Source organism: Paraburkholderia agricolaris (assembly GCF_009455635.1).
Taxonomy (GTDB): Bacteria; Pseudomonadota; Gammaproteobacteria; order Burkholderiales; family Burkholderiaceae; genus Paraburkholderia; species Paraburkholderia agricolaris.
Map to the genome: position 1 here is coordinate 4,363,631 of NZ_QPER01000001.1, position 18,904 is coordinate 4,382,534.

The window sequence follows — 18,904 nt, forward strand, 5'->3', positions numbered from 1 at the left end:
AGTTTAACGGTTGCACCCCGCCGTTGCGGCGAAACCAAGGGTTCTCCCTGGCAAAATTTTCGGGCCAACAGCAAGCTTTGTAAGCAATTTCTACGCCAATCCATCAAAATCTTGTAAAGTTGGGACCAGAGTGTTGACCTTCGCCTGAAATCGCCGTATAACGTTCGGGCAGGATTTCAAGCGGCGAGTGAATTGGTCTTTCGTAGTTCGCCCATCAACGGTACTCCGGTTGGTCCCATTACCCCCTTCCTTGATTTTCATGCGCACCCATTGGGCTTCGGCCTTATTTACCATCTTTAGGAACAAGTAATATGGAAACCGGTACCGTCAAGTGGTTCAATGACGCAAAGGGCTTTGGCTTCATCACGCCGGACGGCGGCGGCGAAGATCTGTTCGCGCATTTCTCGGAAATCCGCACGGAAGGCTTCAAGACGCTGCAAGAAAACCAAAAGGTTACGTTTGAAGTGAAGACGGGCCCGAAGGGCAAGCAAGCTGCTAACATCAAGCCGGCGTAAGCAGGCACGCTTCCTTCTGGACGCAAAAAACCCCGCCTTGGCGGGGTTTTTTTATATTCGCCGTAACTGCATACGGTGATTATCTTCGCAGTATGCGATTGGTATGTCTGTTTATCCAAACACACGCCGCGCGTGAATACCGAGACCTGTCGCGACACTGGCGAGACGGTCGCCGAATACTGCTTTGGCATCTGGAAATGCCGCCGCCAATGCGCCCGATAGAAATGCCAAACCAGTCGAGCCCCCCGTGAAGTAAATCGCGTTGACGTCGCGCGGGGCGACCCCGGCCGCCTGCACCGTGTCGCGCGCCGCCTGCACGATGCGCTGCGTCTCGTCCTGCCCGGCCTTGATGAGTTGCGTCTCGTCGAATGCGAGGCGCAGGTCGTCTTCCACTGCGTCGAGGTCGATCACGGTCTCGCCGCCCGCCGCCACGCCGATCTTCGCCTCTTCCGCGTGAGCCGCCAGTGCATGGCCCAAACGGCGCTCCACGACACGCATCAGGCGGTCGTGATGTTTGGTCTGGAGGAACAGATGCCGCATGAGCGCGAGTTCGCTGACGCGCTTCGGGGCGTAGACCGTGTTGATCAGGTGCCAGGTGGCCAGATCGAAATAGATGCGGTTCGGAATCTCACGGCCTTCGGGGTCGAGCGTCTGATAGCCGAGTTCGCGCAAGATCGTCACCAGTTCGACACGGCGGTCGAAATCGGTGCCCGCAACGTGCACACCGTGATGGGCCAGCACGTCGTCTTTACGCTCCACGCGCTTCACCCGCTCCGGCCCCACCCGCACCAGCGAAAAGTCCGACGTACCGCCGCCGATGTCGGCCACCAGCACGAGCCCCTCTTCCGTCAGATGCGATTCGTAGTCGAACGCGGCTGCGATCGGCTCATACTGAAAGTGAATCTCCCGCAAACCGACTGAACGCGCCGCCGCTTCGAGCTGCTGCTGCGCCATCTGGTCGGCACGCGGATCGTCGTCGACGAAGAACACCGGGCGCCCCAGCACGGCGCGGCTGATCGGGCCACCCACGCTCTTCTCGGCTGAGCGCTTCAGATGGTCGACGAAAATCGCGATGATGTCCGTGTACTTGATCGCCGAACCATCGCCGAGATCGGTCGAATTCTCGGCAAGCGGCGAGCCGAGAATACTTTTCATCGAGCGCATCAAACGGCCGTCAAAACCGTCGATGTACTCCGCCAACGCCGCACGCCCGAACTCGCGGGTGTTTTCGTCGGTGTTGAAAAAGACGGCGGTCGGCAGCGTCGTATAGGCGCCCTCGACCGGCGCAAGCTTAAGCGCAGCGCCGTCAGGGACGGCTACGGCCGAATTGGAAGTACCGAAGTCAATCGCGCAATAGTTCATGGCAGGAATCGCCGCTCACGGCTGGCGCGGACAGAAAGGGGAGCGGCTTTGTAACACGAAAGGCCAATCAGCATCAACTGACGCTTTCCGGTACCTCCGCAACAAGCCGCAAAGTCCGCTCGACGGAACAAAAATTGCTCAATTCGACAGGATACGCCGCCAAATTTCAGTAATCAGGAGACTTGCAGCAATGAGCGCGCCGCCTACCGCCGTTGTGCACGAGAAAAACGCCACCGTCATTGAAACGGACCTGCCCTCGCGGCTCGACCGCTTGCCGTGGGGACGCTTTCATTCGCTGATCGTTGTCGCGCTGGGCGTAACGTGGCTGCTGGACGGTCTCGAAGTCACGCTGGCCGGTGCGGTGGCGAGCGCGTTGAAGTCCAGTCCGTCGTTGCGCTTTACCAACGCCGACGTGGGTCTGGCCGGCAGCGCTTACATTGCCGGCGCCGTGCTCGGCGCACTCGGCTTCGGCTGGCTGACGGACCGGCTCGGCCGTCGCAAGCTGTTTTTCATCACGCTCGCGCTCTATCTGGCGGCCACCGCGGCGACCGCTTTGTCGTGGAATCTCGCCAGTTTCCTGCTGTTTCGCTTTCTCACCGGCGCGGGCATCGGCGGCGAATACACGGCGATCAATTCGACCATTCAGGAGTTCACACCGGCGCGGGTGCGCGGCTGGACGGATCTCGGCATCAACGGCACCTTCTGGGTCGGCGCGGGACTCGGCGCGGCAGGCTCATTGATCCTGCTCGATCCGAACCTGCTGCCGGGCGACTGGGGCTGGCGCGCCTGCTTCTTCATCGGCGCGGTGCTGGCGCTGGCGATTTTGCCGATGCGCATCTGGGTGCCTGAAAGTCCGCGCTGGTTGCTCACGCACGGCGATGAACGCGATGCGCGCTCGATCGTCGAGGGCATCGAAATGCGTTTTCGCGACGAAGGCCACACGCTTGCCGACGATGACCTCACACGCCTCAAGCTGCGAGCGCGCGGACATACGCCGCTGCGCGAGGTGTTTCACACACTGTTCAATGTGCACCGCCGACGCGCGCTAGTCGGCCTCTCGTTGATGACCGCGCAGGCGTTCTTCTACAACGCGATCTTTTTTACCTACGCACTGGTACTGACCGATTTCTACGGCGTGCCGGGCGACCATATCGGCTGGTATCTGTTGCCGTTCGCGCTCGGCAACTTCCTTGGGCCACTAGTGCTCGGCCGGCTCTTCGACGTAATCGGGCGACGCAAAATGATTGCTGCGACTTACGCACTGTCCGGCATCCTGCTGACGGTAAGCGGTTATCTGTTCGAGCAGCAGATGCTCACCGTCACGACCCAGACCATCGCGTGGATGGTAGTTTTCTTCTTCGCCTCGGCAGCGGCGAGCTCGGCGTATCTGACTGTCAGCGAATCGTTTCCGCTGGAAATCCGCGCGCTGGCGATCGCAGTGTTCTACGCGTTCGGCACGGCGCTGGGCGGCATCATCGGCCCGGCGTTCTTCGGCCGGCTGATCGACACGCATCAGCGCAGCGAAGTGTTTTCGGGCTATCTGGTCGGCTCAGGGCTGATGCTCGCCGCTGCGGTGATCGCCGCGGTCTGGGGCGTGGATGCGGAGCGCAAATCGCTCGAGAGCGTGGCGGCGCCGCTTTCGAGCGTCGTGGACGACGCGGAATGAAGCACGCGCTTTAAGACGTCGCAAAGGCACGGACCAGACCAGGTGCCCTGACACGTCGCAGCGGACACGAACGGGACCATGCGCCTCAATGCATGGCAGTAAATGCAGAACGAAAAAAACGCGCAGCCAGTGCTGCGCGTCTTTATCACCATCAAAGCTGCCGGACGTTCAGAACGCCTTCTTCCAGGCACCGCCATAAGCGATCTCGGCAAGCGGCAAACGCTGACGCACCGATTTTTCGCGCTCGCGCAGCACCGGGTCGAGCTTGTCGACGTCGCCGTAGTGGCCGAGCGAAATGATCGCGATCACGTCGACGTCGGTCGGCAATTTGAATGCCGTGCGGAACGCGTTCGGATCGAAGCCGCTCATCTGATGCGCGGCGAGGCCAAGCGCATGTGCCTGCAACACCAGTGCCATTGCCGCGGCACCCGCGTCGTACGCTGCGCAGCGATTCGCTTCGCCCTTGTTGGTGAGCGTGTGCGTGGTCACCGCGATCAGCACCGGCGCCGGTGCATTCCAGCCCTGATTGAACGGCACCAGCGTAGCAAAGGCCTGCTTGAACGAGACTTCATCGACGCTGCGGTCGAATACGAGAAAACGCCACGGTTGTGCGTTATACGAAGACGGCGCCCAGCGTGCCGCTTCGAGCACCGACTGCAGATGCTCGCGGCTCACCGGCTCGCTCGAATACGCGCGCGGGCTCCAGCGACCTGCAATCAACTCGTGAATGGCAACTGCGGTAGGGGCGGGTTTGTTGGTCATGCGCTTCTCTCGGTCGAAATTCATGATCGACGGGCGGCTGCCCGGGGGTTCATAGCATAACCGGGCTGAGCCGCTCGTGCTCCAACAAGTGCACAGTTAGTTTTTCAGATCGGCTGCAATGGCAAACGGCCTCATAAGAGAGAGGCCGTTTGCGCGGGTTCGCGTTTTTTAAAATACGCGAGAGACGCGCGGGCGCAGTTTCATACCGCTTGCGGCTCCGGCACCTTGGCCGGCCGGTTGATCCGCAGCACGATCACGGCGGCCACCAGGCACAATCCGCCAGAAATCATCGATGCGACCGTGTACGTGCCGAGGCTCGCGCGCAGCATGCCCGCGCCGAGCGCCGCGAAGGCCGCGCCCAGTTGGTGACCGGCGACCACCCAGCCGAATACGACCGGCGCCGATTCCTTGCCGAAGACATCGGTCGCGAGACGCACGGTGGGCGGCACGGTCGCGATCCAGTCGAGCCCGTAGAACACCGCGAACAGCGGCAAGCCGAAGAAATCGATGCCGAACGCGTGCGGCAGGTACATCAGCGACAAACCGCGCAAACCGTAGTACCAGAACAGCAACACGCGGCTATTGAAGCGATCCGATAGCCAGCCCGACAGCGTCGTGCCGAACAGATCGAAGATGCCCATGGCAGCGAGCAAGGATGCGCCCTGCACTTCGCTCATGCCGTAGTCGCCGCACATTGCGATCAGGTGAGTGCCGACGTAACCATTGGTGCTCGCGCCGCAGATAAAGAAGCTGAAGAACAGCAGCCAGAAATCGCGCGTCTTGCTCGCCATCGCGAGTGTGCCGAAGGCGATTGCCAGCGGATTCTGCTTTGTCACCGTGGCGGAGATCGGCGCGTCGGCCGGTTCGCCAAATGGGCGCAGCTTCATATCAGCGGGCCGCTCCGGCAACAGAAACGCGACCAGCGGCAAGACGACCGCCGCAGCGCCCGCCACCACCCACACCACCTGACGCCACCCGTAATGCTCGGCGATGGCCGCCAGCATCGGCAGGAACACCAGTTGGCCGGTCGCCGAACTCGCGGTGAGAATCCCCATTACGAGACCACGATGCGTAGTGAACCAGCGCGTCACCACCGTCGCCGACAAGGACAGCGCCGCCACCCCGGTCGAGCCGCCGACCATCACGCCCCAGATCAGGATCATCTGCCACGGATGCGTCATCAGCGACGACAACGCCACGCCCGCCGCCATCGTGCCGAGCGCGATCAGCAATGTGGGACGCACACCGAAGCGCTGCATCGCCGCAGCCGCGAACGGCCCCATCAGGCCATAGAGAGCAATATTCACGGAGATCGCGAGCGAAATCGTCGCGCGGCTCCAGCCGAATTGGTGCTCCAGCGGCACCATCATTACGCTCGGTGTAGCGCGGGTGCCCGCGGCCGCCAGCAACACCAGAAACACCACCGCCACGGTCAACCAGCCGTAGTGGAAACGTCCGCCAATCAGTCTCGCTGCCCAGTTCATCGGTTCTCCAATCGGCGCTTGCCCGCAGGCCGCGCCGCTCGCATTGTTACGACTTAGGTAAAGGACTTGTGACAGATCAGTCACAATGAGTGTTGCGATATTAGTTACTGGTCGGTAACATGTCAAGGCGTCAATTCAATTCAGGTGGTATGCCATGTCCGACAGTGAAACCTCCAAGCCGGCCAGCGCACGGCGAGCACGCGGCACGCAGACGGCCGGCCCGGAAGCGCAGCAGCATCTATTGCGCGCTGCGGACGAGTTGTTTTATCGCGAGGGAGTGCGCACGGTCGGCGTCGACGCGGTGGTGGAGCGCGCGGGCGTGAACAAGATGAGTCTGTACCGCCAGTTTTCGTCGAAGGACGACCTGGTGCTCGCGTATCTTGAGCGCAAGGATGAGCAGTTTTTCGGCTACGTGGAAAAGAGTTTTGCGAAGCATCCCGGTGAGCCGGCGAAGCAGCTTCAGCAATATTTCGACGACCTGGCGGTGCGTGCATCGATCGACGAGTACCGCGGCTGTCCTTTTGTGAATGTCTCGGTGGAGTTTCCTGACACGGCGCATCCGGCGCGGCAATTCGTGTTTCGCAACAAGGAGCGGTTGATGGCGCGGCTTCTGGAGCTAAGCACCGAAGCAGGCGCTGACGATCCTGTGGCGTTGGCCAACGGGCTGGGTTTGATGATCGAAGGCGTGTACGCGGCCAGCCAGACCTACGGCCCGGGCTGCGGGCCGATTCTTGCCGCCCCGAAGGTGGCGGCGCAGTTGATCGCCGCGGCGTGCGGCGGGTCGCCGGCGCGTTAAGGTTTTTGCCGTTCTATTGCGGCAACGCGCGGATAGGCACCGTTCCACGCCGTTAGAATGGTGGTTTCCCCTTTCGTTGCTTGCCATGTCGCCGCCTGCCGAATCTCATGACGCCGTTATCGCCGCCACTCGTCATTGGCTGACAGAGGCTGTGATCGGGCTCAATCTGTGTCCTTTTGCCAAAGCCGTGCACGTGAAAGGCCAGATTCGCTATGCCGTGAGCAACGCTGAGAATATGGAAGGCGTTTTAACCGATCTCGAAGCCGAGATTCAGACGCTGGTCGCGGCGAGCCCTGAAACGGTGGATACCACGCTACTGGTTTTACCGCGGGCGCTCGGCGATTTTCTCGACTATAACGACTGCCTGTTCTTTGCCGAAAGAATGATCAAGCAACTTCGGCTGGAAGGCATTATCCAGATTGCGAGCTTTCACCCGCATTATCAATTTGAAGGGAGTGAGCCCGACGATATTGAGAATTATACGAATCGGGCGCCTTATCCGATTTTTCACCTGCTTCGCGAGGACAGCATTGAACGCGCAGTGCAGGCGTTTCCCGATCCGGAAGCGATTTATGAACGGAATCAGGAGACGCTTCGGCGAATCGGTCTTAAAGGCTGGAATAATCTGATGAAAATGTAGTTCGCGCGGCGGCTACGGAACGGCCACCGCCAGACCAGCGCCGCAAAACAGATCAGGCGGCGACAAAAAACCTTTCTTTCAGCTCTTCGATCCCGAGCGTTTCCATTACTTCATTGAGCCGCTCGGCCGGCCGGCGCCTCGGCAGATCCTTGAACTGGGCAATAATCAGTTCATTCTTCATGGAATGCTCCCACCCGACCAACTCGGTCACGCTCACCTGATAACCGTGCGCTTCGAGCTGCAAGCAGCGCAATACGTTAGTAATCTGACTGCCAAATTCCCGGGTATGCAACGGATGCCGCCAGATCTCGGTCAAGGCATTGCCCAGCGATTTACCCTTGTTCTGCCGTAAAACGCCCGCCACTTCGGCCTGGCAACACGGCACCACCACGATGTATTTCGCGCGCTTTTCCAGCGCAAAGCGGAGCGCGTCGTCGGTCGCGGTATTGCATGCATGCAGCGCCGTCACGATATCGATTTGCGCCGGCAAACGCTCCGACGTAATCGACTCCGCCACCGACAAATTCAGAAACGACATCCCCTTGAAGCCCAGCCGGGCCGCCAGTTCCTCGGATTTCGTCACGAGTTCCTCGCGCGTCTCAATGCCGTAAATGTGCGACGCACCACCCGCGGCATCCTGAAACTCCTTGAAGAAAAGGTCATACAGGATAAAACCTAGATATGACTTGCCCGCGCCGTGGTCGACGAGCGTCACCGCGCCTTGCTGATCCTTGAGGTCTTTCAGCAGCGGCTCGATGAACTGGAACAGGTGATAGACCTGTTTCAGCTTGCGGCGGCTGTCCTGGTTCATCTTGCCGTCGCGCGTCAGGATATGAAGCTCCTTGAGCAACTCGACGGATTGGTTCGGACGGATTTCGTGGGTTTTGCTGGACATCGTGGAAGACCGGCATCAATTGCAACGCGAACGTGCGACAGATGACGGAAAAAAGGAAAAGTTGCTGCCAGTTTACCCAAAGCGCGGGCCGCTCACCTGGAGAGCCGTGTCGATTACGCAAGAAACGCCACAAACCTGGAACACTTCGTGCGTAAAACGCACTACGCGGGACGTTTCCAACGTGGCTTGAAAGCATCTTGCGGGCCGGCTCACCCGATGGCGTAAGCCGTGTCGCGCATAACAAGAGGCTGCCGGCCGTGGCGTCGATCACGCGAACCGAATGCATGTGGGGAGGACGGTCCCGGAACACGGGCCGAACGTTACGTAACCAGCAGCGCGCCGCGATATCAAACGGACGCGCGCCTGGAAAATAGAAGAGGCAGCAATGGACACGGTACCCAACGGAAACGTCGAACAGAAATTTCAGGAAATGCTGGCGAAGCTCACCGCCGCGCCCGCGTGGTCGGAAAAGCAGCAGCTCGAACTGGAAATGGCACGCGATATTTCCACCGAAATGCTGCGACTGGCCGAAATCATGCGCGACGGCAGCGTCGACATGGAAACGTGCCTGACGATGCTCAAGTACGCGAAAGTGCTCGACTTCGTGATGACGACGCTCGCTTCGCGTCGCGACATCAAACCGCAAACGCTGCGGGTCATTTTCAAACTGGCCGGCCTGAAGGTGGACGAGGCTTACCCCGGCTAGGACGCCCGCACAAAGTCAGGCTCAGCGCGAGCGGCTCGGCGCCGCTCGAACTGATCACGCGCGTGCGGCCCGCGGCGCGCGGGACGGTGCATTACGCACGCGGGGCCTCGACTGGCGGCGTGCCGTCATGAAATAGCGTCTTGAGTTGCGAGCGCAGTTCCGGCGAGTCCGCATGTTTGTGCACCGTGACGGCATGCTGCACGGCCGCGTCGAGCAGTTCGCTCTCGCTGTCGGCGGACAGGGCAACCGTGCAATTCATTTCGCTCGGAAACTCGCGACAGTCGATATATTTGCGAGTCATGGCAATCTCCTTGATCAAACGACGAAACACCCCAACGAGCAGCAGGCGCGCAAGCCGCCTCCACGTCCTCAGTGGCAACACGGCAGCGTGGGCAACGTCGGGCGCAATGGAAATGGCGGGATAGGTTGACGCGGAGACGACGCGGACTGCGTCCGATGGAAGGTGTTTGAAAAGTATAGTTCGCGTGTGGGGATTGAAAAGCAGTGACCACAGACCGGGCAGAGTCGAAACAGCCCGAACCCAGGTTTTTTCGGCCGCCTGATCCGGCACCGAGGCTCCCGTTTGCCCTGCGCTGCCCACGGTGTGAAAATAGCGCCCTTCGCGCCGCCCGATCGCCAGAACGGATCAACCGGTGCGCCGACCTTCCGCTCATCCGCAGGACCGCATGTCATCCTCCCTCGATTCCGCCCGCGTTGCCGTGATCGGCGGCGGCCCCGCCGGCTTGATGGCCGCTGAGGCGCTTGCCCTGCACGGCGTGCAGGTCGACGTCTACGACGCGATGCCGTCGGTTGGCCGCAAATTCCTGATGGCGGGCAAAGGCGGCATGAATATCACGCATTCGGAGCCACTCGCACCGTTTCTTGGCCGCTACGGCGCGCGTCGTGAACAGATCGCGCCGCTGCTCGACGCGTTCGGTCCCGACGCTTTGCGGGCATGGCTGCATGGACTTGGCATCGAGACGTTCGTCGGCAGTTCGGGACGGGTTTTTCCAACCGACATGAAAGCGGCGCCGATGTTGCGTGCGTGGTTGCATCGCTTGCGGGAAGCCGGCGTGCGCTTCCATATGCGCCACAAGTGGACCGGCTGGGACGGCGATGGCGGTGACAACGCCGCCGCCCACACCCTTCGCTTCGCCACGCCCGACGGTGAGCAACACGCGAGCTATGACGCCGTGGTGTTCGCGCTCGGCGGCGCAAGCTGGCCGCGGCTCGGATCGGACGCCGCCTGGGTGCCGCTACTGAGCACGCGCGAGGTGCCGGTGGCGCCATTACAGCCGGCGAACTGCGGCTTCGATGCGGACTGGAGCCCCTATCTGCGCGAACGTTTCGCCGGTCAGCCAGTGAAATCCGTGGCCATCACACTCACCGACGTAGACAATAAAGTCCACAATCGACAAGGTGAAATACTTCTGACCGAAACCGGCCTCGAAGGGAGTCTGATTTATGCGCTGTCGGCCATTATCCGGGAGCGAATTCTCGCCGACGGCGATGTCACGATTTCGCTGGATCTGGCGCCAGGCTTGACGTTGGAGCGTGTTGTGGCCGAAGTCACGCGACCGCGCGGCTCGCGTTCCATGTCCACTCACCTGCACGGCAGAATCGGTATAAGTGGCGTAAAACTGGCCTTGCTGCACGAGATTCTGTCGAAGGAAGCGTTCGCCGATGCACATGGCCTCGCGCATGCGATCAAGGCGCTTCCGATCCGGCTCATTCGCGCCCGGCCTATCGCGGAAGCGATCAGCACAGCCGGCGGTGTTTCATTTGAAGCGCTAGACAAGCATCTGATGATCGAGCGTCTGCCCGGCGCGTTTTGCGCAGGTGAAATGCTCGACTGGGAAGCGCCGACCGGCGGTTATCTGCTCACCGCCTGCTTCGCCAGCGGGCTTGTGGCCGGACGCGGCGCATTAGCGTATCTCGCGGCGCGCGGCGTATCGGTCTGACACGCCCACGCGGCGTTTCAACGGCGCCCTATTGCTGCGTGTGTGATCGCGCTCGAGCGCGCTTCAGCATGTCAGGCGCCGTCGTTTAGCGTGCCTTCAGACGCCAGAGCGACGTCACTTCAGCCACACGCGCCGTGTGCAGCGCGTCGGTTTCGTCGGTCGACTTCGGGTGCCGCGGACGAATATCCTCGCGACCGACCACAGTCAGGCCGGCCGTTTCGATCGCGGCAAGCAGCCACTCGCGAGTACGCAAACCGAGATGCTCGGCGAAATCCGACATGATCAGCCAGCCTTCCCCACCCGGCGACAAGTGCTCCGCCAAGCCGTTCAGAAAGCCGAGCAACATGCGGCTTTCCGCATCGTAGATTGCGTATTCAATCGGCGATGCGGGTCGCGCCGGCACCCACGGCGGATTGCAGACCACCAGCGGTGCGCGGCCTTCCGGAAACAGATCGGCCTGCACGATCTCCACTTGCTGATCGTAGCCAAGCCGCGTGAGGTTCTCGCGCGCGCACGCAAGCGCTCGCGGGTCCTGATCGGTCGCAACGATTTTCTTCACCCCGCGTTTGGCGAGCAGCGCGGCCAGTACGCCCGTGCCAGTGCCGATATCGAATGCCTTGTTCAGCGACGGCAACGGTGTGCGCGCAACCAGATCCACATACTCACCGCGCACCGGCGAAAACACGCCGTAGTGCGGATGAATGCGCTCGCCGAGCGCCGGGATTTCGACACCCTTCTTGCGCCATTCATGCGCACCGATCAGGCCGAGCAATTCGCGCAGCGACACGACCGAGGGTTCGTCGCTCGAGGGCCCGTAGGTTTCGATGCAGGCCTGCTGCACTTCAGGCGCGCGGCGCAGCGGAATGCCGTAAGCGGCGTCGAGCGGGATCAGAATCATGCCGAGCGTGCGGGCACGTTGCGACTGTGCCTGACGATGCAGGTTGAACGCGTCGATCGGCGTTTCGCCCTGCTTGCGCGGTTTGCGTTCCAGCCGGCGCGTGACCGCCTGCAGCAGTTGGCGGGCGTTCTGAAAGTCGCCGTTCCACAGCAACGCCGTGCCTTCGCACGCGAGCCGATAGGCCGAGTCGGCGGTCGTGCGGTCGTCCGCGACGACGACGCGCCTGGGCGGTGGCACCGCGGCTTCGGAGCGCCAACGCGCGGAGCGGGGGCCGTCGGCTTCGGGCCAGGAGATGGTTGCGGGGCTGGTCATGATGAAGGTGGGGTCTGTGTTGCGGAAGTGACGCGGTGAAATCTCGCGTCTCGGGGGGCGTTGCCCGCCAGAGTGACTGATCGTGATGCCGACTGACGCCCGAATAGTACCTCTCTCGACCGGGTTCGCGGGACGGTATCTGTTGGCGGTCGCCCGGAAGAGGTTGATGCCACGCCCGTCTGGCTTGGTCTAAGAGCAAATAACGAGACCGTCGTAGACTGAAATGTCCACAATCGACAAGGTGAATGAGATATGGTGAAAATGAGCCCTTTTCCGGCCTCACCCAACATCCGGAATCGGCGGGCCTTCACCTCTCCTGCCCCGTGCGGCAAGGGCCGCCGGGCGCAAGTCCATTCCGCTTGCCTGATTAAGCCCCAAATAAAAAACGGGTTTCTGAAATTCTTCAGAAACCCGTTTCCATGCTACTGGTGCCGGCTGCAGGACTCGAACCCGCCACCTCATGATTACAAGTCAAGCGCTCTACCTGATGAGCTAAGCCGGCATGAGGCCGTGATTCTACTTCATTTCACGATCTTGAGGCGAGCCCTTCCGCCACCTTTCGAGCCGTCATCGTCAGGCTGCGGATCGCCGGTCGCGCCATCCGTCCTCGCGGCATCGGCATCGGCGGCAGAGGTCGACGTTTCAACCGCGCGCGGCCCCGCGTTGACGGGCGCAGCCGGCGATTCGGGTTCGTCCGCCAGTTCCGCATCGGCGCCGGAATCCTGCGCTTCGCCGCCTGCCGATTCGACCGGGAACGCCATGCCCTGGCCATTTTCGCGTGCGTAGATCGCAAGAATATTCGTGATCGGCACTTCGATCTTGTGCGACTTGCCGGAGAAGCGCGCGCTGAACTCGATCCATTCGTTGCCCATCTGCAACTGGCTGGTCGCCTCGAAGCTGATGTTCAACACGATCTCGTTGTCACGCACAAACTGACGCGGCACGCGCGTCTGATTGTCGACCCGGACCGCGATATGCGGCGTATAGCCGTTATCCGTGCACCACTCGTACAGCGCGCGCAGCAGATACGGTTTGGTGGAAATCTCTTGCATCAACAGTCCTCTTACCGGGTTTGGGCGCACACGGAAAACGATCGAGACGCGGCGCCCTCACCCCAAAGCCAAACTCAACGACGCATCACCTTTTCCGAAGGCGTCAGCGCTTCGATATAGGCCGGGCGGCTGAAAATGCGCTCGGCGTACTTCATCAGCGGTGCAGCGTTCTTCGACAACTCGATGCCATAGTGATCCAGACGCCACAGCAACGGCGCGATCGCGACGTCCAGCATCGAGAACTCTTCGCCGAGCATGTACTTGTTCTTCAGGAAGATCGGTGCGAGTTGTGTCAGACGATCGCGGATGGCAAGACGCGCCTTTTCGTGATTCTTCTCAGCCGCCTTACCCTTTTCGTTTTCGAGGGTGCCGACGTGAACAAACAGTTCCTTCTCGAAATTGAGCAGGAACAGACGGGCGCGAGCGCGCTGAACCGGATCGGCCGGCATCAGTTGCGGATGCGGAAAACGCTCGTCGATGTACTCGTTGATGATGTTCGATTCGTACAGAATCAGGTCCCGTTCCACGAGAATCGGCACCTGACCATACGGATTCATCACAGCGATGTCTTCCGGCTTGTTAAACAGGTCGACGTCGCGGATCTCGAAGTCCATGCCCTTTTCGAACAACACCAGCCGGCAGCGCTGGGAGAACGGGCAAGTTGTGCCGGAATACAGAACCATCATATTTACGTTTCCTCAAAAAGCTGAAAGGCCAGCGCGCGGAAAAACCGTTCAACAGGTCTTTCCTGGCGCCGGCCCCACGCCGGATAACGGCGTGATTATTTGATATCTTTCCAGTACGCGGCGTTCAGTCGCCAGGCAAAAAAGCTCAGGACGCCGAGGAACATCAGCACCCACACGCCAAGCTGCTTGCGGGTTTTCTGAGTCGGTTCGGACATCCATGACAGGTACGACACGAGGTCGGCCACAGCAGAATCATAATCTACCGGCGACATCGTCCCCGGCGTGACCTGTTGGTAGCCGACAAATTTGTGCACTGTCTCGCCGGTTTTTTCGTCGACTTCGTCACCGAACTTCGCGGTACGTTGCCCCTGAAGTTGCCACAACACGTGAGGCATGCTCACGTTTTCATACACCAGATTGTTCCAGCCGGTCGGCCGCGTATTGTCACGATAAAAACTGCGCAAATACGTATATAGCCAGTCCTTGCCACGCGCCCGCGCTTCCACCGACAAATCCGGCGGGCTCGCGCCGAACCACGCTTTCGCGTCCTCCGGGCGCATCGCCACCGTCATGGTGTTGCCGATTTTATCCGTGGTGAACAGCAGGTTCGACTGGATTTCGTTCGGCGTAATGCCGAGGTCGGTCAGCCGGCTGTAGCGCATCAGATTCGCGCTGTGACAATTCAGGCAGTAGTTTACAAACAATTGTGCGCCGTGCTGCAACGAAGCAAAATTCTCCGCGTTATCGGGCGCGCGGTCGAGCGGGAAATTCTCGTCCGCGTGCGCCGGCCCGGCCAGCACCGCGAGCAGTGTCGCGCCGATCAGCGCGCACGTCGAAAGCAGTTTTTTCATCTTCGTGTTCTCCTGGCTCGCGATTAGTGGGGCTTGAACCGCACCCGCTCGGGTGGCTGCTTGAACGTGCCAAGCCGCGTCCAGACTGGCATGCCGAGGAAAAACGCGAAGTAGATCAGCGCGCACACCTGAGCAATCAACGTCGAGGCTGGCGACGGCGGTTTAGTGCCGAGGAAGCCCAACGTCAGGAAAGCGAGCACGAAGATCCCGTAGAACACCTTGTGGAAAAACGGCCGGTAGCGGATCGACTTCACCGGTGAGCGGTCGAGCCATGGCAGGAAGAACAGCGAGATCACCGCGCCGCCCATCACCACCACACCCCAGAACTTCGATTCGGTGAAAGCCATGGCCAGCACCACCAGTACCGCGAGCACCGGCAAACCGAGCTTCCACTTGCCACGCGCGCGCACCAGTGCAAACAGCCCGAGCAACGCGACGATGATCATCAGCACGATCTTGAACGGATCGGTGGTGGCGCGCAGCATCGCATAGAATGCCGTGAAGTACCACACCGGCGCAATTTCCTGCGGCGTTTGCAGCGGATTGGCAGGGATGAAGTTATTGGCTTCAAGGAAATACCCGCCCATCTCCGGCGCAAAGAAAATGATCGCCGCGAAGATCATCAGGAACACCGAGACGCCCATGAAGTCGTGCACGGAGTAGTACGGATGGAACGGAATGCCGTCGAGCGGAATCCCGTCCGCGCCCTTCTTCGCCTTGATCTCGATGCCGTCGGGGTTGTTCGACCCCACTTCGTGCAACGCCACCAGGTGAGCGACCACGAGACCGATCAGCACCAGCGGAATCGCGATCACGTGAAACGCGAAGAAGCGGTTCAGCGTCACGTCCGACACGACGTAATCACCGCGGATCCACAGCGACAAATCCGGCCCGATGAACGGAATCGCCGAGAACAGGTTCACGATCACCTGCGCGCCCCAGAACGACATCTGGCCCCACGGCAGCAGGTAGCCGAAAAACGCCTCGGCCATCAGGCACAGAAAGATCGCGCAGCCGAACACCCACACCAGCTCACGCGGCTTGCGGTATGAGCCGTACAGCAGCCCGCGGAACATATGCAGATACACGACGACGAAGAACATCGACGCGCCCGTGGAATGCATATAACGGATCAGCCAGCCCCACGGCACCTCGCGCATGATGTACTCGACCGACGCGAATGCGAGCGTCGAGTCGGGCTTGTAGTTCATGGTGAGGAAAATGCCGGTGACGATCTGATTGACCAGCACCAGCAACGCGAGCGAACCGAAGAAGTACCAGAAGTTGAAGTTCTTCGGCGCGTAGTACTCGGAAACGTGCTTCTTCCATGTGGACGTCATGGGGAAGCGCCGGTCGATCCAGCCAACCAGCCCGGTTGTCTCTACTTCATGATCGATCGCCATTACGCTTCTCCTTTCTCGTCCTTGCCGATCACGAGGCTGGTAGCCGACGTGAACATGTAAGGCGGGATGTCGAGGTTCTGCGGCGCAGGTTTGTTCTTGAAGACGCGGCCGGCCATGTCATAGGTCGAGCCGTGGCAAGGGCACAGGAAGCCGCCTGGCCAGTCGTCTGGAAGATTGGGCTGCGGCCCCTCCTGGAAGCGCGGCGTCGGCGTGCAGCCCAGATGGGTGCACACGGCGACAGCGACGAAAAGATTCTTATGGTCGGTGCGCGAACGGAACTCGTTGTTGCAGTACTCCGGCAACGGCATCGAAAAAGGATTCTTGGTGTGGGGATCCGCTACTTCGTTATCGGCTTTCTGGACATCGGTAAGCATCCGGTCGGTGCGGTTGATGATCCACACCGGCTTGCCACGCCAGGCAACGGTTTTCATGTCGCCGGGCTTGAGATCACTGATATCGACTTCGACCGGGGCGCCTGCCGCCTTGGCCTTTTCAGATGGTGCAAACGAACTAACAAAGGGTACGACAGTGGCAACGCCTCCTATGCCACCTGCTACGGTCGTCGCTATCAGCCAGGTACGGCGGCCGCCGTCGACGCGTTCATCTTCCTTGTCTCGCATTACACGCCCCACTTCTGAGTTGGATTTTTCCTTCACGTCGCTTCTACCGCCGCTAGTTTGCGCGAATGGAGTCGGCATTTACAAGGCCCCATTGCCAAAAACCGTGCGAAGCCCTTGATAAGTCAGGGTTTCTCCGTACGGATCGCAAACTTTTATGCACCTCCTTTTAAGCACCCTCTACGTTATTCGTGCCTTTTTCTTATCTAATGCCAATTTTCAGTTTCAGACGGGATTAGGGATATCGATAAACACGTGTTCGATATCGAACTGCTCGGACAGATGCTTGCCCACCGCCTGGACGCCAAAACGCTCGGTGGCGTGATGGCCGGCTGCGAGGAACGCCACGCCGCTTTCCGCGGAGGTGTGCATCACCGATTCCGACACTTCACCGGTCAGATAAACGTCGGCGCCGGCATTGATGGCGGCGTCGAACATGCCTTGTGCGGCACCCGTGCACCAGCCGACGCGGCGCAATTCGCGATCCGGGTCGCCGAACACGAGCGGCGTGCGCCCGAGCGTCTGCTCGACTTGCGCGGTGAAGTGCGCGAGCGTGATCGGCATCGGGAAGGTGGCGAGCCAGCCGAGATCGTTCTCGCCGAAGCGCGCGTCGCTGATCCAGCCCATCTTTTGGCCGATCTGCGCGTTGTTGCCGAACTCGGGATGGTCGTCGAGCGGCAGGTGATAGGCGAACAGGTTCAGGTCGTTGGCGATCAGCAGCTTCAGCCGCGCGTGTTTGCGCCCTGTGATTTGCGGCGCCTCGTTGCGCCAGAAGTAGCCGTGATGGACCAGCACCGCGTCCGCGCCCCAGTCGAGCGCGGCCTCGAGGAAGGCCACCGAAGCCGTCACGCCGGTCGCGAGCTTATTGATCCTTCGGCGCCCCTCCACCTGCAATCCATTGGGGCAATAGTCCTTGAAGCGCGCGGTTTCAAGAAGATTGTTCAAGTACAATTCAAGTTCGATCCGATCCATATAAACCTCTAGTCTTCAGATGCTTAGACGCTTTTGGCTGTTCTTTGCCCAAGCGGTGACTGTGCTGTTGGCGCTGATGTTCATCATTGCGACTCTCAAACCGCAGTGGCTCCAGCGTCAAGGGCAATTCGGCAAGCAACTCGCCGAACCGATCGTCGCCCTTCGGGAAGTGGCGCCAGGCATCGGCACGGGCCCTGCACAGGCGTCGTATGCAGACGCCGCGCAAAAAGCCATGCCTGCGGTGGTCAACGTGTTCTCCAGCAAGGATGGCTCACTGCCGCCCGATCCGCGCGCGAAAGATCCATTGTTCCGCTACTTCTTTGGTGACAAGAACAAAGGCAAGCAGCAGGAACAACCCGCGTCGAACCTCGGCTCGGGTGTGATAGTGAGTTCGGAAGGTTACATTCTAACGAACCAGCACGTCGTAGACGGCGCCGATCAGATCGAAATTGCCCTGGCCGATGGTCGCACCACCGAGGCGAAGGTGATCGGCGTCGACCCCGAGACCGATCTGGCCGTGCTGAAGGTCAACATGACCAATCTGCCCACCATCACGCTCGGCCGCATGGACCAGACGCGCGTGGGCGATGTGGTGCTGGCGATCGGCAATCCGTTCGGTGTCGGCCAGACGGTGACCATGGGTATTGTCAGCGCGCTCGGACGCAATCACCTCGGCATCAACACGTTTGAAAACTTCATTCAGACCGACGCGGCGATCAACCCGGGCAACTCCGGCGGTGCGCTGGTCGACGTGAACGGCAATCTGCTCGGCATCAATACCGCCATCTATTCGCGCTCGGGCGGCTCGCTCGGCATCGGCTTTGCGATTCCTGTCTCGACCGCGCGCAGCGTGCTGGAGAGCATCATCACGACGGGTTCGGTTACGCGTGGCTGGATCGGCGTAGAGCCGCAGGACGTGACGCCGGAAATCGCCGAATCGTTTGGGCTCGAACAGAAATCGGGGGCAATTGTCGCCGGCGTGCTGAAGAACGGACCGGCCGACCGTGCGGGCATCAAGCCGGGTGACATCCTGGTAAGCGTGAACGGCCAGGAGATTACCGATACCACGCGCCTCCTGAATGTAATCGCGCAGATCAAGCCGGGCACGGCTGCAAAGGTCCACCTGGTGCGCAAGAGCCACGAGATGGATCTGGACGTGACCATCGGCAAGCGCCCGCCACCGCCGAAGCAACCGGCAGAAGACAATGGCGGCGGCGATCAGGACGACGACGGCGGTTGAGAAGAGATAGATAGCGGGCCACTGGCGGCACCGCAAAACAAAAAGGGCAGTCCCAACGGACTGCCCTTTTTGCTTGAAGTGCGTTG

19 protein-coding genes and 1 tRNA gene are annotated in these 18,904 nt (G+C 60.6%); 7 read left to right on the plus strand and 13 right to left on the minus strand.

From position 1 onward, the window contains the following. Positions 1 to 311: 311 nt before the first annotated feature. Complete coding sequence (locus GH665_RS19145) at positions 312 to 515, plus strand: cold-shock protein (RefSeq protein ID WP_060858913.1); 204 nt, start codon at positions 312 to 314, stop codon at positions 513 to 515. Between the two features lie 111 nt (positions 516 to 626). Here GH665_RS19145 and GH665_RS19150 read toward each other — a convergent pair whose 3' ends face one another. Further along, positions 627 to 1,877, minus strand: a complete 1,251-nt coding sequence (locus GH665_RS19150) for an Hsp70 family protein (protein ID WP_153137541.1) — start codon at positions 1,875 to 1,877, stop codon at positions 627 to 629. Between the two features lie 190 nt (positions 1,878 to 2,067). Between GH665_RS19150 and GH665_RS19155 the strand changes: the two genes are divergently transcribed. Next, the gene (locus GH665_RS19155) at positions 2,068 to 3,543 is read left to right on the plus strand and encodes an MFS transporter (protein ID WP_153137543.1); all 1,476 of its coding nucleotides are present in this window, start codon (positions 2,068 to 2,070) and stop codon (positions 3,541 to 3,543) included. Between the two features lie 168 nt (positions 3,544 to 3,711). Here GH665_RS19155 and GH665_RS19160 read toward each other — a convergent pair whose 3' ends face one another. Both GH665_RS19160 and GH665_RS19165 read right to left on the minus strand, forming a co-directional pair. Continuing rightward, entirely contained in the window at positions 3,712 to 4,305 is a 594-nt protein-coding gene (locus GH665_RS19160; RefSeq protein ID WP_174771728.1) for a nitroreductase family protein, read from the minus strand. Positions 4,306 to 4,505: 200 nt separating this feature from the next. Further along, complete coding sequence (locus GH665_RS19165) at positions 4,506 to 5,789, minus strand: MFS transporter (protein WP_153137547.1); 1,284 nt, start codon at positions 5,787 to 5,789, stop codon at positions 4,506 to 4,508. 154 nt (positions 5,790 to 5,943) lie between these two features. Here GH665_RS19165 and GH665_RS19170 point away from each other — a divergent pair, with 154 nt between their 5' ends. Then, positions 5,944 to 6,585: a TetR/AcrR family transcriptional regulator gene (locus tag GH665_RS19170; protein ID WP_153137548.1), complete on the plus strand. Its 642-nt coding sequence runs from the start codon at positions 5,944 to 5,946 to the stop codon at positions 6,583 to 6,585. Between the two features lie 85 nt (positions 6,586 to 6,670). Then, on the plus strand, positions 6,671 to 7,225 hold the full coding sequence (locus GH665_RS19175) for a DUF1415 domain-containing protein (RefSeq protein ID WP_153137550.1): 555 nt from the start codon (positions 6,671 to 6,673) through the stop codon (positions 7,223 to 7,225). A 52-nt stretch (positions 7,226 to 7,277) separates the two neighbouring features. Here the strand turns inward: GH665_RS19175 and GH665_RS19180 are convergent, their stop codons facing one another. Further along, positions 7,278 to 8,120, minus strand: coding sequence for a class I SAM-dependent methyltransferase (locus GH665_RS19180; RefSeq protein WP_153137552.1), 843 nt, complete (start codon positions 8,118 to 8,120; stop codon positions 7,278 to 7,280). Positions 8,121 to 8,505: 385 nt separating this feature from the next. Between GH665_RS19180 and GH665_RS19185 the strand changes: the two genes are divergently transcribed. Further along, positions 8,506 to 8,826, plus strand: a complete 321-nt coding sequence (locus GH665_RS19185; RefSeq protein ID WP_028199662.1) for a type II toxin-antitoxin system HicA family toxin — start codon at positions 8,506 to 8,508, stop codon at positions 8,824 to 8,826. Positions 8,827 to 8,917: 91 nt separating this feature from the next. On the opposite strand, the gene GH665_RS19190 is transcribed toward GH665_RS19185, so the two are convergent. Further along, positions 8,918 to 9,127 carry a DUF1059 domain-containing protein gene (locus tag GH665_RS19190; protein ID WP_153137554.1) on the minus strand — a complete coding sequence of 70 codons (210 nt, stop codon included), beginning with the start codon at positions 9,125 to 9,127 and terminating at the stop codon, positions 8,918 to 8,920. Positions 9,128 to 9,512: 385 nt separating this feature from the next. On the opposite strand from GH665_RS19190, the gene GH665_RS19195 reads away from it, so the two are divergent. After that, positions 9,513 to 10,787, plus strand: coding sequence for a TIGR03862 family flavoprotein (locus GH665_RS19195; RefSeq protein WP_153137556.1), 1,275 nt, complete (start codon positions 9,513 to 9,515; stop codon positions 10,785 to 10,787). Positions 10,788 to 10,872: 85 nt separating this feature from the next. Here the strand turns inward: GH665_RS19195 and GH665_RS19200 are convergent, their stop codons facing one another. The 8 genes from GH665_RS19200 to GH665_RS19235 form a co-directional block, all read right to left on the minus strand. Further along, a complete protein-coding gene (locus tag GH665_RS19200; RefSeq protein WP_153137558.1) occupies positions 10,873 to 11,997 on the minus strand; it encodes a methyltransferase in 1,125 nt (374 codons plus the stop codon). A 426-nt stretch (positions 11,998 to 12,423) separates the two neighbouring features. After that, positions 12,424 to 12,499 (minus strand) — tRNA-Thr (locus GH665_RS19205). A gap of 19 nt (positions 12,500 to 12,518) precedes the next feature. Then, positions 12,519 to 13,049, minus strand: coding sequence for a ClpXP protease specificity-enhancing factor (locus GH665_RS19210; protein ID WP_153137560.1), 531 nt, complete (start codon positions 13,047 to 13,049; stop codon positions 12,519 to 12,521). A gap of 74 nt (positions 13,050 to 13,123) precedes the next feature. Beyond that, complete coding sequence (locus GH665_RS19215; RefSeq protein ID WP_006052302.1) at positions 13,124 to 13,735, minus strand: glutathione S-transferase N-terminal domain-containing protein; 612 nt, start codon at positions 13,733 to 13,735, stop codon at positions 13,124 to 13,126. Positions 13,736 to 13,830: 95 nt separating this feature from the next. After that, positions 13,831 to 14,586: a cytochrome c1 gene (locus GH665_RS19220; protein WP_106355257.1), complete on the minus strand. Its 756-nt coding sequence runs from the start codon at positions 14,584 to 14,586 to the stop codon at positions 13,831 to 13,833. A gap of 23 nt (positions 14,587 to 14,609) precedes the next feature. Continuing rightward, complete coding sequence (locus tag GH665_RS19225; protein ID WP_153137562.1) at positions 14,610 to 15,989, minus strand: cytochrome b; 1,380 nt, start codon at positions 15,987 to 15,989, stop codon at positions 14,610 to 14,612. Further along, positions 15,989 to 16,609 carry a ubiquinol-cytochrome c reductase iron-sulfur subunit gene (gene petA, locus GH665_RS19230; RefSeq protein ID WP_028199655.1) on the minus strand — a complete coding sequence of 207 codons (621 nt, stop codon included), beginning with the start codon at positions 16,607 to 16,609 and terminating at the stop codon, positions 15,989 to 15,991. The genes GH665_RS19225 and petA overlap by 1 nt, the downstream gene beginning before the upstream one ends. Before the next feature lie 222 nt (positions 16,610 to 16,831). After that, entirely contained in the window at positions 16,832 to 17,578 is a 747-nt protein-coding gene (locus tag GH665_RS19235) for a Nif3-like dinuclear metal center hexameric protein (RefSeq protein WP_153137564.1), read from the minus strand. A 19-nt stretch (positions 17,579 to 17,597) separates the two neighbouring features. On the opposite strand from GH665_RS19235, the gene GH665_RS19240 reads away from it, so the two are divergent. Continuing rightward, positions 17,598 to 18,818 carry a Do family serine endopeptidase gene (locus GH665_RS19240; RefSeq protein WP_153137567.1) on the plus strand — a complete coding sequence of 407 codons (1,221 nt, stop codon included), beginning with the start codon at positions 17,598 to 17,600 and terminating at the stop codon, positions 18,816 to 18,818. Positions 18,819 to 18,904 lie beyond the last annotated feature (86 nt).

What these genes read in the sequence shown, in the direction of transcription:
- GH665_RS19145 (WP_060858913.1), top strand. Translation starts at nt 312, where the DNA reads ATGGAAACCGGTACCGTCAAGTGGTTCAATGACGCAAAGGGCTTTGGC.
- GH665_RS19150 (WP_153137541.1), bottom strand. Translation starts at nt 1,877, where the DNA reads ATGAACTATTGCGCGATTGACTTCGGTACTTCCAATTCGGCCGTAGCC.
- GH665_RS19155 (WP_153137543.1), top strand. Translation starts at nt 2,068, where the DNA reads ATGAGCGCGCCGCCTACCGCCGTTGTGCACGAGAAAAACGCCACCGTC.
- GH665_RS19160 (WP_174771728.1), bottom strand. Translation starts at nt 4,305, where the DNA reads ATGACCAACAAACCCGCCCCTACCGCAGTTGCCATTCACGAGTTGATT.
- GH665_RS19165 (WP_153137547.1), bottom strand. Translation starts at nt 5,789, where the DNA reads ATGAACTGGGCAGCGAGACTGATTGGCGGACGTTTCCACTACGGCTGG.
- GH665_RS19170 (WP_153137548.1), top strand. Translation starts at nt 5,944, where the DNA reads ATGTCCGACAGTGAAACCTCCAAGCCGGCCAGCGCACGGCGAGCACGC.
- GH665_RS19175 (WP_153137550.1), top strand. Translation starts at nt 6,671, where the DNA reads ATGTCGCCGCCTGCCGAATCTCATGACGCCGTTATCGCCGCCACTCGT.
- GH665_RS19180 (WP_153137552.1), bottom strand. Translation starts at nt 8,120, where the DNA reads ATGTCCAGCAAAACCCACGAAATCCGTCCGAACCAATCCGTCGAGTTG.
- GH665_RS19185 (WP_028199662.1), top strand. Translation starts at nt 8,506, where the DNA reads ATGGACACGGTACCCAACGGAAACGTCGAACAGAAATTTCAGGAAATG.
- GH665_RS19190 (WP_153137554.1), bottom strand. Translation starts at nt 9,127, where the DNA reads ATGACTCGCAAATATATCGACTGTCGCGAGTTTCCGAGCGAAATGAAT.
- GH665_RS19195 (WP_153137556.1), top strand. Translation starts at nt 9,513, where the DNA reads ATGTCATCCTCCCTCGATTCCGCCCGCGTTGCCGTGATCGGCGGCGGC.
- GH665_RS19200 (WP_153137558.1), bottom strand. Translation starts at nt 11,997, where the DNA reads ATGACCAGCCCCGCAACCATCTCCTGGCCCGAAGCCGACGGCCCCCGC.
- GH665_RS19210 (WP_153137560.1), bottom strand. Translation starts at nt 13,049, where the DNA reads ATGCAAGAGATTTCCACCAAACCGTATCTGCTGCGCGCGCTGTACGAG.
- GH665_RS19215 (WP_006052302.1), bottom strand. Translation starts at nt 13,735, where the DNA reads ATGATGGTTCTGTATTCCGGCACAACTTGCCCGTTCTCCCAGCGCTGC.
- GH665_RS19220 (WP_106355257.1), bottom strand. Translation starts at nt 14,586, where the DNA reads ATGAAAAAACTGCTTTCGACGTGCGCGCTGATCGGCGCGACACTGCTC.
- GH665_RS19225 (WP_153137562.1), bottom strand. Translation starts at nt 15,989, where the DNA reads ATGGCGATCGATCATGAAGTAGAGACAACCGGGCTGGTTGGCTGGATC.
- petA (WP_028199655.1), bottom strand. Translation starts at nt 16,609, where the DNA reads ATGCGAGACAAGGAAGATGAACGCGTCGACGGCGGCCGCCGTACCTGG.
- GH665_RS19235 (WP_153137564.1), bottom strand. Translation starts at nt 17,578, where the DNA reads ATGGATCGGATCGAACTTGAATTGTACTTGAACAATCTTCTTGAAACC.
- GH665_RS19240 (WP_153137567.1), top strand. Translation starts at nt 17,598, where the DNA reads ATGCTTAGACGCTTTTGGCTGTTCTTTGCCCAAGCGGTGACTGTGCTG.